Below are 15,037 nucleotides of genomic sequence, written 5' to 3'. Positions count from 1 at the left end.
AGACTTTTTCTTTTTTTAATTGAGATACTGATGAATACACTTGAGAACAAAAGTATTACCCCGCATTGGATGATGCGTCTTTTGGGCGCGAGGACGGCAACGATTTTAATTTCATCTGATAGTCTGATTTTGGAGAGGGGCGGGGGCAAACGCTTTGCCTTATGCGCTGAAAATTTGACGCGAGAAGATGTATTACACCGGGGGAGGCTGTTTTTTGAACTGGTGTTGCCGACGGATCGCGGAGAGGAGCGGCTGAAGGGGTTGGGCAAATCAGAGGTGGAGGGATTTTTCGACTGGTTGGAGGATTATTGGTATTGGTTGGAGGAGTCTCAAAAGTTCGCGTCAGAGGTGCGGCGGTGTGCCGAGGAGATTAATCTATTGCTGGATGAAGGTTATCTGCGCAGTTCCCGTTTGTTGAAGGTAAAAGCGATGGCGCAGGATATGCTCGATCAGTTTCGCATGGTGCCGGCGGTAGGGTATTTGGATCGCAAGCGCCATGCCGATTTTACGCTGGTGCAGGAGGTGGCGCACTGGGGCGATCAAGAGGTGGAAGATTTTCGCGCGCAGTATGTCAAGCGCCTCAAAGAAGCGTTTTCGACCTTTTTTGATGGGGTGGAGAGCAATCCGCTGAGCGAGAGCCAGCGCGATGCCTGTGTGATAGACGAGGACAATAATCTGGTGCTGGCTGGTGCGGGTACTGGCAAGACGAGTGCGATGGTGGGGCGTGCGGGTTTTTTGGTTGAGAGCGGGCAGGCACGGCCCGATGAGATTCTTATGCTGGCTTTTGCGAATAAGGCGGCACGAGAGATGCAGGAGCGGCTGGATGAGCGCGTGGATAAGAAAGGTGTTGTTGCGAGTACGTTTCACAAGTTGGGCAAGGATATTATTGCTTCGGTCGAGAAGGTGCAGCCTTCGATTTCTCCTCTGGCAACAGATGGCGCGTTGCTTGAGAAGCATGTCGATGGGTGGTTTGAGGCGTTGCTCGCGATTCCGACCTATAGACAATGGGTTCTGGATTATCTGGGTTATTACAGGTATCAGGAGGTCAATCCCTTTGATTTTAAAACCCAGGGGGAGTACTTTGAATATATTTTTGCGAATGAGATTCGCACCTTGAAGGGGGAGATGGTAAAGGGTTTGGGTGAGTTGTGGATTGCCAATCATCTGTTTATGCTGGGGGTGGCGTATCGATACGAGGCTGATTATGAGCATGAGACGAGGAGTCCAGAGTATCGGCAATATCAACCCGATTTTTATCTTCCAGATTACGGTATTTATCTGGAGCACTTTGGTATAGACCGCGATGGGAATACGGCGCCTTATGTGGAGAAGAAGAAGTATCACGCGGGGATGGAATGGAAGCGCGGAGTTCACGAGAAGTACGAGACGCGCTTGATTGAGACCTTTCACTACGAATATTCCGAAGGTCGCTTGCTAATTGGCTTGCAGGAAAAATTAATACAGGCCGGGGTACAATTTAATCCGCGTTCGACAGATGAGATGCTGGATACGCTGAGGGAGTTTGGGGCGATTCGCGATTTGACTCCGTTGCTCGCAGATTTGTTGAGGCGGTATAAGAGCCATTTGCCTCGTCCAGATCAACCGTGGACAGAGTTTGTTCAGGGCGACGATCTGAGTCTGGCTCAGCAGCAGGCTTTGAAAATTGTGGTGCCGATTTATGAGAAGTATGAAGCATTTTTGAAAGAAAATAAGCACATTGATTTTGACGATATGATTGGCAGGGCAATCGCGTATGTGCAATGTGGTCGCTTTGTTTCGCCCTGGCGGTACATTCTGGTGGATGAGTTTCAGGATATTTCCGAGCCGCGTGCGCGGTTGGTCCGGGCGCTGAGAGAGTCTGTTGGTGCGTGTTCTCTGTTTTGCGTGGGCGATGATTGGCAGTCGATTTATCGCTTTACGGGTAGTGATATTCGGTTTACTACGGATTTTGAGGCGAGGTTTGGGGCGACTAAAATTACGGTGCTGGATAAGACTTTTCGGTTTAATAATAGTATTTGCGATGTTGCTTCCCGGTTTGTGATTGAGAATCCGGCTCAGGTTAAGAAGGCGTTGACTACGCACGCGATGGTAAATTATCCCGCGGTTTCACTGTTGCGCGAGAAGAGGCGTCGCGGTTCAGAGGCGGATCTTGACGATCGGTTGGATCGTGTGCTGGCGCATGTCGCCGAGCGGGCGGAAGAGGGTAGTTCGGTTTATTTGTTGGGCAGGTTTCGTTTTAACTTGCCCAATGACACGCAGATGATGATGTTGAGGAAGCGGTTCCCTTCTTTGTCTATTGCGTGTAATACCGTTCACGGTGCGAAGGGTTTGGAGGCGGATTATGTGGTGGTGCTGGGGCTTGAACGCGGTCAGTACGGTTTTCCTTCGCAGAAGACTTCGCATTCTTTGCTCGAGGCGTTGTTGCCCGCGTTAGATCCTTTTCCACATTCGGAGGAGCGCCGTTTGTTTTATGTTGCGCTGACGCGCGCCAAACAGCGCGTGTATTTGATTGGGGATATGGCGAATGCTTCTGAGTTTTTGGTCGAGTTGTTGAAGAATAAATATCCGCTGGCGCTGGACGATTTTGAGACCCGTTTGGAACAGGCGTTTTTTGAGCGCATTCGCTGTGTGAAGTGCAAGACGGGTACGCTTGTTGCCGTGCAGGGAAAGTCGTTTTACGGTTGTAGCAATTATCCGTTGTGCAATCATACTGAGAGCGGATGTCAACAGTGTGGCAATCCGATGCAGCGCGTTGGGCGATTTAAAATATGTCTCGATGCCGATTGTGATTCATGGTTGCCAGTTTGTCCGAAGTGTGGCGCGGATATGGTTCAGCGCAAGGGGCGCTATGGGGTTTTCTGGGGGTGTAGGAATTTTCGCGGAGATGATGATATTTCTTGCCGGCATACGGAGAATAATATTTCTTTTTCTTCGTGAAAGGAGCGGGCGTGATGGTGTTGCCCAGTATGCGATTGGATGATAAGGTGGTGCTGGTGACGGGTGCGGGTTCGGGTATTGGACGGGCGATTGCACTGGCAGTGGCTGAGGTGGGTGCCGATGTGGCGGTGTGTGAGGTGCCGCAGAAGATCGATGCGCTGGATGAGGTGTGCGAAGCGGTTGAAGATTTGGAGCAGCGGGCGTTGCCCTTGGCGTTGGAATTGCCGGATTTGGAGAGTATTGATGCTGCGGTGAGCCGGGTTGTCGATACTTATGGCCGGGTTGATGTTCTGGTGAATAATGCGGGTGTGAATATTCCCAGGGATGCGCTCGAAGTGACAGAGGCGGATTGGGATGGGGTGCTGGATGTGAATTTGAAGGGGTTGTTTTTTATGTCGCAGCGCGTGGCGCAGTCGATGATTGAGACGGGTGGTGGCAAAATTGTGAATATTGCGTCGCAAAATGGGGTGGTGGGCTATTACAAGCGGGCGGCTTATTGTTCGAGTAAGGCCGGTGTGGTGAATCTGACGCGGGTGTTGGCTGTGGAGTGGGCACCCCATCAGATTACGGTGAATGCCGTGGGTCCGACGTTTATTTTGACGCCGTTGACACAATCGACGTTTGATAATGAAGAGTTGCGCGAGGATTTGCTTTCTCGCATTCCTTTGGGGCGCGTGGGACAGCCCGAAGATGTGGTGGGTGCGGTGGTGTTTTTGGCGAGTCCGGCTGCCGATCTCATTACAGGGCATACGCTGCTGGTGGATGGCGGTTGGACAGCGCTTTGAGGTGGGAATAATGACGAGTTCTGAAAATACAGGCCAGGGACCGCTGTTTACAGATCCCGATCCAGATGTTGCACGGGCGTTTTTTCGAGAGAAGAAGGGCGCGTTGACAGATAAGCTGATATCTGTGTCTGATGCTGTTGCCCGGTTTGTGCACGATGGGGATTATCTGGCTTCTGGCGGGTTTGGGGGGAACAGGATTGCGACGGCTCTTTTGCACGAGGTTGTGCGGCAGGAGCGAACGGATCTGGGGTTTGCCGGTCATACGACGACGCACGATTTTCAGATTTTGGCGGCGGGTACGCGTACGGGGAAGCAGATTTTTTCGCGGTTGGATGCGGCATATATTTTGGGGTTGGAAGCGCGCGGGTTGTCGGCACAGGCGCGGCGGTTGATGGAGAGTGGAGAGGTGGAGGTGTGTGAGTGGACAAATTACGCGCTGGCATGTCGGTTTCGGGCGGCGGCGACGGGTGTGCCTTTTGTGCCTGTTCGCAGTATGTTGGGGACGGATACGTTTCGGGAGAGTGCGGCTAAGGAGATCGCGTGTCCTTTTACGGGCAAGTCGCTGACGGTTGTGCCCGCTCTGTATCCCGATGTGGCGCTTATTCATGTGCACGAGAGTGATTTATTCGGGAATTGCCGCATTCGGGGTATTACGGTGGCTGATTGGGATTTGTCGCGTGCATCTAAACGTGTGATTGTGAGTGCCGAGCGCATTGTGAGTACAGATGAGATTCGCAGCGATCCCAATGCAACCGCGATTCCGGCTTTTTGTGTTGATGCGGTGTGTCATGTGCCTTATGGATCGTTTCCCGGCAATATGGCTGGGGAGTATTTCTCGGATGAGGTGCATCTCAAAGCGTGGTTGGACGCAGAGCAAGATGCGGAGACATATCGCGCGTTTCTGGATAAGTATTTGTATGGTGTTGATTGTTTTGAGGACTATCTGGAGATTTGCGGCGGGGAAGAGCGGCTGGCGGAGTTGCAGAGGTTGGAAGGTAAGGGTGCGGGTTATGTTTGATTACAATGAAGTTGAAATGGCGATTTGTGTGGCGTCCCGGTTGCTGGAGGATGAGGCGACCGTTGGGGTGGGTACGGGGGCGCCGTGTGCTGCGGCGATGCTGGCACAAAAGACGCATGCGCCGGGGCTTTTGGTGGCTTTTGAGGCGGGTGGTTTGGCGCCGATGTTGCCCGCGATGCCCATTTCTGTGGGCGATTCGCGCACGACACATCGGGCGCTTATGGCGACGAGTATGTGTGACATTATGGAGGCGTGCCAGCGGGGTGTGATGGATTACGCGTTTTTGGGCGGTGCTCAGATCGATGCGTATGGGAATTTAAATTCTACGGTTATTGGCGATTACAAAAAACCGCGTGTGCGTTTTCCGGGTAGCGGGGGTGCCAATGATTTTGCGAGTTTTTGCTGGCGCACGCTGATTATTACACAGCACGATCGCCGTCGGTTTGTGGAGGAGGTCGATTTTTTGACGACGCCGGGTTTTCTGACTGGGCCGGGGGCGCGCGAGGCTGCGGGGTTGCCCAAAGGCGGGGGACCCTATCGCGTGATTACGGATTTGGGTGTGATGCGTTTTGATGAAGATACATGTCGGATGCAGGTCGAGAGTTTGCATCCCGGCGTGACGTTTGAACAGGTGCAGGAGAATACCGGGTTTGATTTGGGTCAGGTGGTTGAGGTCGAAGAGACGGTGCCGCCCACGGAAGCGGAGTTGTGCATTTTGCGCGATGAGGTCGATCCCGATGGTTTGATTATTGGGAGATGACTATGTTGTAGCTTTTGTCTTTTTCGGTTTGGAACGCGATTTCTCCCTGACCTTCTGCGATGACCTCCTGGTCGTCATTGACTGCGCGTATAGAGCCGTTGTATTGTATGCGGATAGGATTGCCCAATAGGGAAGTTATGCGCGCGGATTTTTCCCCGTTTTTCCATTGTAAATCTACAATAAATCCTCCCCTTGCCCGCAGTCCTTCTGCGTTGCCTTCTGTCCATGCGTCTGGCAGTGCGGGAAGTAATTCGACGGCGTTGTGATGGCTTTGCAATATCATTTCCACAATGCCCGCGGCACCGCCCATGTTGCCGTCCATCTGAAATGGGGGGTGGTTGTCGAATAGGTTGGGCAGTGTCGAGCGTATGAGTAGTTGTCGCACGTCTTCCCAGGCGCAATCTGCGTCTTTTAAGCGCGCCCACACGTTGATGAGCCATGCTCTGCTCCAACCCGTGTGTCCGCCGCCATGTGCGAGGCGGTGTTCTATGCTTTTGCGCGTGGCAGCCAAGAAGTCGGGTTGGTTGACGAGTTGGAAGCCGGGATATACGCCGTAGATGTGTGAGATATGCCGGTGTCCTGGTTCTGGTTCTTCAAATTCTTCCGTCCATTCCATCAGGCGTCCATCGGAGCCGATTTGCGGTTCTGCGAGACGGGATAGTGCGCTTTTTATGTCGTCGATAATGGGGTCGTCGAGGGATAGGATCTCGGCACAGCGCATACAATTTGTGAATGTTTCCCAGATTATTTGCTGGTCCATGCTCGGTCCCATGACGAGGTTGCATACGTCCTGGGTGCCCGGTGCGAGGAAGCGGTTTTCCGGTGAAGAGGAGGGGCCGGATACGAGTTTGCCGGTTTTTGGATCTTCTGCCAACCAGTCGAGGAAGAACAGGGCGGCATCCCGCACAACCGGCCAGGCCTGGTCGCGCAGAAATGTTTCTGAGCCGTTGAAATCCCAGTGTTCCAAAAAGTGCCTGCTGTTCCATCCACAGCCCATGGGCCACATGCCGTATTGTACCTTTCCCAATGGGTCGGTGAATCGCCACGCATCTGTTGTGTGATGCGCTGCGGTTCCGCGACAACCATAGACTTCTGTTGCTGTTTGGCGGGCTGTTGTGCGCAGGGCGTTTGAAAATCCCAAATACGGTTCATGGCATTCGGGCAAGCCGACGAGTTCACAGAGCCAGTAGATCATCTGGATATTGATGTTGATGTGGTAGTCGCTGTTCCACGGAGCTTCGTATTCCTGGTTCCAGATGCCCTGTAGGTTGGCGCATAAACTGCCCGGGCGCGAGCAACAGATTGTGAGGTAGCGCCCAAAGTTGAAGTAGAGTGCAACGAGCGCGGGGTCTGATGTGTGTTCGAATTCGGCGAGGCGGTGGTCTGTGGGGATGTTGTCGTATTTGTCTTCTCCGAGAGAGAAGGCGCATCGGTTAAAGTAGTTGTTGTGATCCCGAACGTGTTCGCGTTTTACGCGGAGATATGGACGCACACTATCGATTGTGGATATCGCGGAGGTTTTCAGGTCGCGTGTCAGGGGCGTGTAGGGGTCGTCAAAGTTGTAGTCGGTGTCGGCGCAGACGACTATTGTGACTGCGTCTGCATTTTCGATGATGAGGGTGTCGTTGGCACACTGGATGCGCCCGTTTTCGGCAATTGCTTTGATGCCTGCAGAGAATTTCACGCCGGGATGGGTTTCTCCGTGTCCTGAGCGGCCGGTTATGAGGAGTGTGTTTTCAGATATGCCCGACCACTGCGCGTTTTCTTCCCGATGAAAAGCTATCCGACACGATATTGCGCCTGCTTTGTCGGATGCGATGCGACAGATTATTGCCCGGTCGATTGCTGTGGCGAATACTTCTCGGTGATATGCGACGCCATTTGCATTCCATCGCGTTGTGGCGATTGCAGAGTTTAGCGAGAGTTCGCGGCGGTAATCGGTGTGTTGTTCGACACCGCTTTGCTCGATGAGCAAGTCGCCCAATGTCTGGTAGCTGCGCGGTACTATGCGTTCTCCCATGACACCTTCTTGCACGAGGTCCTGCGCTTCTGTGTATTGGCCTTCAAAGAGCAGTTGACGCGCGCGTGCGACGACCTGTTGCGCGCCCGGCGGTGATTTGGGTACGGGAGGTCCCGCCCAGATCGAGTCTTCGTTCATTTGTATGCGTTCATTGCTCACCCCACCAAATACCATGGCGCCGAGTTTCCCAGCCCCCACGGGCAAGGCGTGATTCCAATCTTCCGCTGGTTCGTTATACCAGAGTTTCATTATTTCCTCCGCTGTTTATCTCCTTGTTGTTACGAAATCACCACAATCAATATAATACATTACAAAATGGTTGAAAAACTGCGAGAATTTGGCTATCATATATCATGAAGACAAAAATTCACATAAAATGCGATTTTTTGCAGTTTGACTATACATTACCATGAACTTAGAGACTACCATACCTGAGGGACGCCGCAGGTTGTCTGCTGTTATTCGGACAGCAGGCGATATTATTCATATCGCCGATGCTGAACATGCTCTTTGCGTTAGCCGTTCCGACGCCACCAAGCTTCTCTCCCGTTGGAGGGGACAGGGCTGGTTGCGGCGCGTCGGCCCAGGCGCTTATGTACCTGTTGGCCTTGATTCCCTTACCAGCGAACTGGTTCTTGATGATCCCTGGGTGCTGGTGCCTGCGCTTTTTAAGCCGGCCTACATTGGCGGCCGGACTGCTGCGGAACACTGGGATTTGACAGAGCAGATCTTCCGCGATATTGTTGTGATGACTGCGCGTGCTGTGCGTGCGAAATGCCAGCAACGCCATGGCGCACATTTTACCCTGAAGCATGTCCGGCAGGATATGATCTTCGGCACGAAGACTGTCTGGCTCGGAAGAACCCGGATTGCTGTATCGGATGTTCACCGTACCATTATCGACATGCTTGACGATCCTGACCTCGGAGCCGGTATCCAGCATGTTGCCGATTGTCTTGCAGTCTATTTCGAGCGCAAGGATAGGGATGATGACAGGCTGATTGCCTATGCAGACCGGGTCGGTAACGGTGCCGTATTCAAGCGCCTGGGCTTTCTGGCAGAACGCGGCCCCAACACTACCACTCTTGTTGAGGCGTGCCGTGCGCGTTTGACCCAGGGCAATGCCAAACTCGATCCGAGGCTTTCATGCCGTCGTCTCATATCCCGATGGCGACTCCTTATGCCTGAGAGCTGGGCGAAGGCAGCGTCCGCATGATTGACGCATCTTAGAACCGGAAAGGATAGATTATGCAGGAAAAGCTATTAAATCGTTTAGAACAAGTGGAAAACTTAGGTAAAGCAGTACTTGCGACGACAAAAAGTAGCGAATATGGAGGAAGGTATGTTGACACAGGTAAGGCTAATGGCTTCAAGGCAGCCTCACTATCTTTTATAGAAAGAGTCTATGGAAAAGATCATTCTTACTATGATAGCTTTAATACATCTGTTGATGGCTATTATCCTTCAGACATAGAGTCTGGTCTTGAGATCCTGAATTCAATTAAGCAAGAAATTGAAGGCGATTGGTTGTTTACTGTTAAAGGTTTGGTTGCCGCGGAACTATTCGCCGACTTCTTAGAAATGGCTGATCATTTATTAACGCAAGAATATAAAGATCCTGCTGCTGTAATCATAGGAAGTGTTTTAGAAGAGCATTTGCGTCAACTTTGCAATGCAAACTCAGTATCTATTGAGTTTGAGAATAATCAGGGTATTCTAATCCCCAAAAAAGCAGATCGGCTTAATTCAGATTTGGCAAAAGAAAATGTTTATTCTAAATTAGACCAAAAAGCCGTAACCATGTGGTTAGACTTGCGTAACAAAGCAGCGCACGGCAAATATGACGAATATACATCCGAGCAAGTTACTAATATGTATTCTGGGATAACGGAGTTCATGGCAAGATTAAGTATCAGTGTGTAAGCCTTTAAAAAATTGGTTAGTCAAAAAATGAGATTATAGGAGGAAACAATGCAGACGAGGAGTGTAACTGAATTTAAGGCTCAAGCCTTGGGAATTTTGGAACAGGTTGTTCAAACAGGCGAACCTGTGATCGTGACAAAACGGGGAAAGGCGATTGTTAAGGTAGTACCATTAGCCTATGGGGCAGATGTTTCAGAAGGTGTAGCGGTTCAAGAGCCTGGCAAGTTGAAAGGAACAGTACTTGAGGAAGTTGATATTGTATCCCCTCTGGGAGCCGATATCTGGGATGCTGCACGATGATATATTTAATGGATACCCATGTATGGGTCTGGTGGCATACAGCACCAGAGAAACTGTCACCTGCAGTTCGCGATATGATCATTAATTTGGATGCAACCGATCAGCTCTTGATGTCTGTAATTTCAGTGTGGGAAGTTGCAAAATTGGTCGAGAAAAACAGACTCAGGTTGCGTATAGAGATTGATCAATGGGTTGAACAGGCGTTGAATATGTCACATTTTCAATTGCTTCCTCTGTCTCCTGAAATAGCCATTGAGAGTACGCGGCTTCCACAGCCTTTTCACCAAGATCCGTCAGATCAAATGATTGTCGCATCGGCACGCTTGTTTGATGCGACTGTTTTAACTGTGGATCAACAGATTTTAAGTTATCCCCATGTACGTGCGTTATGGTAAATTGGCAGATCTGTAAATAGTGAGTATTGGTACCTACGAAACCAGTTGTGGGGCTGAATAGCGGTTTCAGAAGTAAAATGAAAAAGCACGTTCTGTTTAGAGCGTGCTTTTTTTACTTTAGGGTTCGTTGACACCTTTTTGGCTTTCGGATATATTGTGGATGATTGAGGCAGAACATGTGCTGAAGAGAGTGTATTCAGTAATACCGCTCTGACAGTAGATGGATCGTAGGCGTGAAATTTTTTTCAACTTTTCTACTATACGTTGACGAAATGAGCAAGAATAAGAGCAACCTCAAGGATGCCGATCTCGCGACAGTAGCTGGTCTGGACACGGCATTGCGTATGGAGAAGGAAAAATACGCCAAGTGTCCTGTGAAACCTGACAGGGTAGCTAACCACGAGATATACCAGGCATGGGGCTATGTTATCTGTGGATATTTCCTTTTGGAAGAGTCCTTCAAGCTGCTTATTCACATACACGGCAGTACGCCGGACCTGATCCACACGCTGAACGAGTTGTTCCTACGATTGCCGGAAGACGATAAAGATCTTCTTAGGGAATACTACGACGACTTCAGGGGCGTTCTTGCCTTCGAGAACAACATGACGTTTCCGTTTACATGTCTTGACGACTTTCTAACCAATCTCGACGGCGTGGAGAACAAGGGAAAACACTTCGGTTCCTTTGATTGGCGCTACTACCTCATTGAGAACCCAAAGTCCATGCCCATGGTGAGCATAGAGTTCCTGCACGAGGTCATCTTTGGCACTTTGCGAATAGCGGAATATGCGGTGAACGACAATTTCGAACCTTCCCAGTACGTCTATAGCCTACGAAAGCGACAGGAGCGAATGCAAATTCACGGCAAGTTCTGGTGCTGGATGACAGTCAGGATGAACTCCGAAGGGTGGGAGGAACTGGGTGACCGGCTGGAAATCATTTGGGGGCCAGACTACAAGAATCGCTACGATATGTCTTTGTTTAAGGGAGGAGGTCGAAAGAATTACTTCTGCGAGAAGCCAGAGGATTTCGACCTTCCGATTGTTGATAAACGTGCTGAAGTGGCGGAGTTCGACCCAGAAGAAGGCTTCAGGAACATTGGAATGACATTCACCTAAAACGGACCAAGTCCAGACGAATACACAGCGGAAAATGTATTTTTTATCCCACAGGGAGACACTGTGATGACACAGGAACAAAATGAGAAAGTCCAGACCATTGTCAGCGAGACCCTTGCGGAACGGTTCTCGTCGGACGAGTTCGTGTTCGACCCCATTGTGGTGGTGCCCTTGGTCGATGAATTTGGTTCTGACGCCAGCGGCGAAACGTATCTTCGCATCATTATTGTCTTCGATGGTGACCAGAAACGGCTCGACTCCAGTTGGACATCCAGCTTCATCAGACGCATCCGTCCAAAGTTGATTGAGGCGGGCATAGGCGAGTTCCCCAGCCCGTCATGGGTTGAGAAATCTGATTGGCAGCATGTGTATCGCAAGTGGCGGCGCCTGCATTTGGAGACGGATCTTGAAACCGCTTGATCTTATTGCGACAACTCGGGATATCGAAAGGAAATCGGATTTTGAGAAGAGGTCCCTACTCTTGACTATCAATACAGATTCGACGCAGACACCGGCTTATTTTGGAGGCATTCCTTTCTAATGAGCCCGAAATACGGAAACTGGCTGGAGTATCAGGAGGCCGCGGCGGAGGTCTTCAGGGAACTCGGTTGTAGAGCCGAAGTCGAGAAGACGATTACAGGTGCGCGCGGAAAGCACAAAATCGATGTGTATGTAACGTTTCCACAGTTCGGCTATGACTGTCGCTGGATTGTTGAATGCAAGCTGACATCAAGGCCTGTGGAAAAGAAAGAGGTTCTAAATCTACAGGGTATCGTTCAAGACGTTGGAGCCGACCGTGGATTTATCTTTTGCGAGAGCGGATTTCAGTCGGGTGCGTCCGAGGCGGCGCAAAACACAAACATCCTTCTTCAAAGTTCACTTGAAGACTTCAGGCAAACAGCGCAGTTGAACAGGACCCGTATCCCACTTATCCTCAAAGAGTCCGACGAACCGGACGCATCACCGGTCCAGGTGTTTCCAAACCACTACCAACCGCATCATCTTCTGAAGTATGAAGGACGCGTATTTGTCGGAAATTGGGGCGCACCCCAAGTCGGCAACATCGCCATTGTCGATCCTGTATCCCGATCCATTGAAAGCATAATTGATCTGGACAAATATGAAGATCAAGGGACTATAAATAGCCGAAGGGTCATCAGGCAGTATCCACCCGGCAATATGGCATGTGCTGATGGAAAGCTATTCGTCGGTCAGGTGTTCTCGAAGGTTATTCTCGTTATTGACATTGACACGCAATCAATCATCAACCGAATCGAGATTCCAGGCGGAGGCGAAGGCGCGATCGCGGCCTCTCCAGATGGACGGCATGTCTATTTCGCGAGCAACCAAGTCAATTGCCTGTTCGTTATAGACAGCACCACCTACGAGTATGAGGCGATTGACTATCCTCAAGGTGGCCGGGGTAGTCTATGTATTCTTCCTCATCCATCCAAACCGCTTCTCTATATCGGCATCCAGCGAGGTGGCAATTTGGACGGCATATCCTATCAGGGAGGAAATTGCTTTCTGGCGGTCTATGATCTTGCCAAGCGTCGGTATATTGGCAATCTCTATCTCGCCGAAGTCGAGAGCGGTCAAAGTGACAACTCCATGCCAATTTGCCTGACATACGATGCGGAGCAAACACGCCTGTTCGTTGGTATGTTCCAGTCACTGAGAGGCATCTGTCTCATTGATGAATTGGGGCGGGAAATACTGGGAAACTTCCGTTTCGCTCCTAATGCGAGAAACAAGCATTTTCGATGGGTCGATCCACTTTCTCAGGCCCTTTACCGCGATAAGCTCCTATCGGTTAACCGGAATAATCGTGAGCTTGTCACCCTAAACAAACTCACGGGTCGCATCCAGTGTTCAGTGTATTTGGGCGAGGCTCCGAACGGGCCACACTCTGTCGTGGTTGTTGATGATGTGGCGATTATAAGTTATCCACAACGAGAAGGTCTTATCTTCCATGACCTCGCGGCTAATGGGTGAATTGCCTGTGGTGAATCTTGGCATTTGGAGTCTAAGCGATATGGACAATAGAAATTATCGAGGCAGGATTGCGGTTGATCCCCAAATTCATTTTGGTAAGCCTTGTGTTGCAGGAACCCGGATTCCAGTAGTTGATGTTCTCGAATTGGTGCGTGAGGGAATCTCGTTTAAGACGATTCTCCCTGATTATTTTCCCGACCTTCAAGAAGACGACATTCGCGCTTGCGTTCATTATGCGATTGATGTGGTGCAGGTCGAAGATATTCATATTTCAGAGTGAAGTTATGGAATAACAATGGAACGATTATTGTCTTTTATTTTGTTGCTGATTATTGTGGTGGGTCCCATCTATCTGATCTTCTATATTCGCCAAAAAAATCGGCGATGCCGATACTGTTTGGTTGGGACAAAGAAGGTGCTGGGTCTGCCAGAACAGGAGGAGATTAATCGCCTCATAGAAAATGAAGAGATGCCGGGGACATCAGCCCATTATGAGTTGTGTTCAAAGTGCAAAAGGCTATACGATTGGAGATGGTTTGACGATGAACGCGTACACAGGCGGGACGGGGATATGCACGATAGACAGTGCGTTTGTGGGTTTGATTTGAAACCTCTGTGGGGTATAAAACCGGAGATTTCTAAAGAGGCATTACGCGCGATTCCTCTGGAAACGCTCAATGCATTATATGAAAAATATGGAAAATCGAGGTTGATCGAGAAACTCTACGATCCGCTTGATGATGACAATATTCTTTTTTTGTGTTCACAATGCAGAAGAATTTATATGTGGCAGTCTATAGATGACTATCAAGTGCTACAGTGCATTTCACAAAATCATTCAAAATACGATCCAGATCCGTTTGTAGATCGTTCTTGAGGTAAAGAGTTGCGGGATATGAGTGAAGAAGTGAATCGTCCACAGGTACAAATCGAGTCTGAGAACAAGATCGCTGCGCTTCGACATCATTTGGAAAAGATGTTGCCGGAGTTTGAAGCTTTGCCGGGTGTTGTAGGCTTGACCTTGAACGGTGGTCTTTCACGGGGTTATGCAGATCATCTCTCGGAGATTGATGTAACTATCTATTTGACTTCAGAAGCTTTTGTGGACTGGCAATTGAGTAAGCCTCCGATTGCTGTTGGGATTACCAAATTGGCGGGGCAACTCTATGATATCAAGTATGTAGATTTTAGGGCTGAAAGCGCGCGCGATTGGGATGATACTGAGTTGTGGGATGCATCGTATGCGGAGATTCTGTTTGATCCTCGGGAGCTTATCCATTCACTTTTTGCTGAGAAATTGGCTGAGCGACCTGAACCCGGTAAGGCGGGAAATTTGCTGATGAGTTGCTGGTGGTATTTCCGGCTTGCGGGCGATAGCTGGATTCATCGCGGGGATGTTCTACAGGGTCACTATGTGTTCAATCAGGCTGTCACTGCGTTGGTTCAAGCACTTTTTGTAGCCAACCGGGAGTATATTCCACATGAGAAGTGGTTGCTGCATTTGAGCCGCAGTCTTGGGTGGACGCCAGAGAATTGGGAGGCGCGCTTACAGGCTGCGATGAGTACGGGAGATTTGTCTGTGGAGAGTTTGAAGTCCCGGCAGGTTGTCATCGCGAGTCTGTGGTGGGAAATAGATAGGTATATTATTGAAATTACTATCCACACTTGCCTGTTCACCTCACAAGCCCGTGATGCCGAAGTTTCTAAACTTGGGAGTTAAGGGCTTAGAATTTGTTTTGCTTTAGCAAATTGATCCTTACCAAAGCGTGTTATGCTGAGTATA

General features: G+C 50.0%; 15 protein-coding genes. 14 read left to right on the top strand and 1 reads right to left on the bottom strand.

The features are described 5' to 3' along the window. Nucleotides 1-30 precede the first annotated feature (30 nt). From OXH16_18230 to OXH16_18215, 4 genes are read left to right on the top strand one after another with little or no spacing between them, the layout of a single operon-like run. A complete protein-coding gene (locus tag OXH16_18230) occupies nt 31-2,937 on the top strand; it encodes a UvrD-helicase domain-containing protein (GenBank protein ID MCY3683340.1) in 2,907 nt (968 codons plus the stop codon). A gap of 14 nt (nt 2,938-2,951) precedes the next feature. Next, nucleotides 2,952-3,722: a glucose 1-dehydrogenase gene (locus tag OXH16_18225; GenBank protein MCY3683339.1), complete on the top strand. Its 771-nt coding sequence runs from the start codon at nt 2,952-2,954 to the stop codon at nt 3,720-3,722. A 10-nt stretch (nt 3,723-3,732) separates the two neighbouring features. Beyond that, complete coding sequence (locus tag OXH16_18220; protein ID MCY3683338.1) at nt 3,733-4,740, top strand: CoA transferase subunit A; 1,008 nt, start codon at nt 3,733-3,735, stop codon at nt 4,738-4,740. Next, on the top strand, nt 4,733-5,500 hold the full coding sequence (locus OXH16_18215; GenBank protein MCY3683337.1) for a 3-oxoacid CoA-transferase: 768 nt from the start codon (nt 4,733-4,735) through the stop codon (nt 5,498-5,500). Before OXH16_18220 ends, OXH16_18215 begins: the two co-directional genes overlap by 8 nt. Here the strand turns inward: OXH16_18215 and OXH16_18210 are convergent. After that, the gene (locus tag OXH16_18210; protein ID MCY3683336.1) at nt 5,487-7,769 is read right to left on the bottom strand and encodes a glycoside hydrolase family 95 protein; all 2,283 of its coding nucleotides are present in this window, start codon (nt 7,767-7,769) and stop codon (nt 5,487-5,489) included. The genes OXH16_18215 and OXH16_18210 overlap by 14 nt on opposite strands. Nucleotides 7,770-7,968: 199 nt before the next feature. Between OXH16_18210 and OXH16_18205 the strand changes: the two genes are divergently transcribed. From OXH16_18205 to OXH16_18160, 10 genes are all read left to right on the top strand, one after another. Beyond that, nucleotides 7,969-8,736 carry a hypothetical protein gene (locus tag OXH16_18205; GenBank protein ID MCY3683335.1) on the top strand — a complete coding sequence of 256 codons (768 nt, stop codon included), beginning with the start codon at nt 7,969-7,971 and terminating at the stop codon, nt 8,734-8,736. 32 nt (nt 8,737-8,768) lie between these two features. Then, on the top strand, nt 8,769-9,443 hold the full coding sequence (locus OXH16_18200; GenBank protein ID MCY3683334.1) for a hypothetical protein: 675 nt from the start codon (nt 8,769-8,771) through the stop codon (nt 9,441-9,443). Between the two features lie 48 nt (nt 9,444-9,491). Further along, entirely contained in the window at nt 9,492-9,743 is a 252-nt protein-coding gene (locus OXH16_18195) for a type II toxin-antitoxin system Phd/YefM family antitoxin (protein ID MCY3683333.1), read from the top strand. An 8-nt stretch (nt 9,744-9,751) separates the two neighbouring features. After that, nucleotides 9,752-10,138 (top strand): type II toxin-antitoxin system VapC family toxin, encoded by a 387-nt coding sequence (locus tag OXH16_18190; protein ID MCY3683332.1) that lies wholly within the window; start codon nt 9,752-9,754, stop codon nt 10,136-10,138. A 233-nt stretch (nt 10,139-10,371) separates the two neighbouring features. Beyond that, nucleotides 10,372-11,259 carry a hypothetical protein gene (locus OXH16_18185; GenBank protein MCY3683331.1) on the top strand — a complete coding sequence of 296 codons (888 nt, stop codon included), beginning with the start codon at nt 10,372-10,374 and terminating at the stop codon, nt 11,257-11,259. Nucleotides 11,260-11,325: 66 nt separating this feature from the next. Then, nucleotides 11,326-11,679 carry a hypothetical protein gene (locus tag OXH16_18180; protein ID MCY3683330.1) on the top strand — a complete coding sequence of 118 codons (354 nt, stop codon included), beginning with the start codon at nt 11,326-11,328 and terminating at the stop codon, nt 11,677-11,679. Between the two features lie 120 nt (nt 11,680-11,799). Further along, nucleotides 11,800-13,254, top strand: a complete 1,455-nt coding sequence (locus OXH16_18175) for a restriction endonuclease (protein ID MCY3683329.1) — start codon at nt 11,800-11,802, stop codon at nt 13,252-13,254. A 40-nt stretch (nt 13,255-13,294) separates the two neighbouring features. Next, nucleotides 13,295-13,534, top strand: a complete 240-nt coding sequence (locus OXH16_18170; protein ID MCY3683328.1) for a DUF433 domain-containing protein — start codon at nt 13,295-13,297, stop codon at nt 13,532-13,534. 15 nt (nt 13,535-13,549) lie between these two features. Beyond that, on the top strand, nt 13,550-14,131 hold the full coding sequence (locus OXH16_18165) for a hypothetical protein (GenBank protein MCY3683327.1): 582 nt from the start codon (nt 13,550-13,552) through the stop codon (nt 14,129-14,131). An 18-nt stretch (nt 14,132-14,149) separates the two neighbouring features. Next, the gene (locus tag OXH16_18160; GenBank protein ID MCY3683326.1) at nt 14,150-14,974 is read left to right on the top strand and encodes a DUF4037 domain-containing protein; all 825 of its coding nucleotides are present in this window, start codon (nt 14,150-14,152) and stop codon (nt 14,972-14,974) included. Nucleotides 14,975-15,037: the final 63 nt, after the last annotated feature.

The organism is Gemmatimonadota bacterium (genome assembly GCA_026705765.1).
GTDB lineage: Bacteria > Latescibacterota > UBA2968 > UBA2968 > UBA2968 > VXRD01.
The sequence above is the reverse complement of the archived record's forward strand: the minus strand, read 5'-3'. Positions and strand labels throughout refer to the sequence as shown.

Bases quoted from the DNA above. Each gene is read 5' to 3' on its own strand.
- OXH16_18195 (MCY3683333.1), top strand. From the start codon at position 9,492: ATGCAGACGAGGAGTGTAACTGAATTTAAGGCTCAAGCCTTGGGAATT.
- OXH16_18220 (MCY3683338.1), top strand. From the start codon at position 3,733: ATGACGAGTTCTGAAAATACAGGCCAGGGACCGCTGTTTACAGATCCC.
- OXH16_18225 (MCY3683339.1), top strand. From the start codon at position 2,952: ATGGTGTTGCCCAGTATGCGATTGGATGATAAGGTGGTGCTGGTGACG.
- OXH16_18160 (MCY3683326.1), top strand. From the start codon at position 14,150: ATGAGTGAAGAAGTGAATCGTCCACAGGTACAAATCGAGTCTGAGAAC.
- OXH16_18175 (MCY3683329.1), top strand. From the start codon at position 11,800: ATGAGCCCGAAATACGGAAACTGGCTGGAGTATCAGGAGGCCGCGGCG.
- OXH16_18210 (MCY3683336.1), bottom strand. From the start codon at position 7,769: ATGAAACTCTGGTATAACGAACCAGCGGAAGATTGGAATCACGCCTTG.
- OXH16_18200 (MCY3683334.1), top strand. From the start codon at position 8,769: ATGCAGGAAAAGCTATTAAATCGTTTAGAACAAGTGGAAAACTTAGGT.
- OXH16_18230 (MCY3683340.1), top strand. From the start codon at position 31: ATGAATACACTTGAGAACAAAAGTATTACCCCGCATTGGATGATGCGT.
- OXH16_18170 (MCY3683328.1), top strand. From the start codon at position 13,295: ATGGACAATAGAAATTATCGAGGCAGGATTGCGGTTGATCCCCAAATT.
- OXH16_18180 (MCY3683330.1), top strand. From the start codon at position 11,326: ATGACACAGGAACAAAATGAGAAAGTCCAGACCATTGTCAGCGAGACC.
- OXH16_18215 (MCY3683337.1), top strand. From the start codon at position 4,733: ATGTTTGATTACAATGAAGTTGAAATGGCGATTTGTGTGGCGTCCCGG.
- OXH16_18190 (MCY3683332.1), top strand. From the start codon at position 9,752: ATGGATACCCATGTATGGGTCTGGTGGCATACAGCACCAGAGAAACTG.
- OXH16_18165 (MCY3683327.1), top strand. From the start codon at position 13,550: ATGGAACGATTATTGTCTTTTATTTTGTTGCTGATTATTGTGGTGGGT.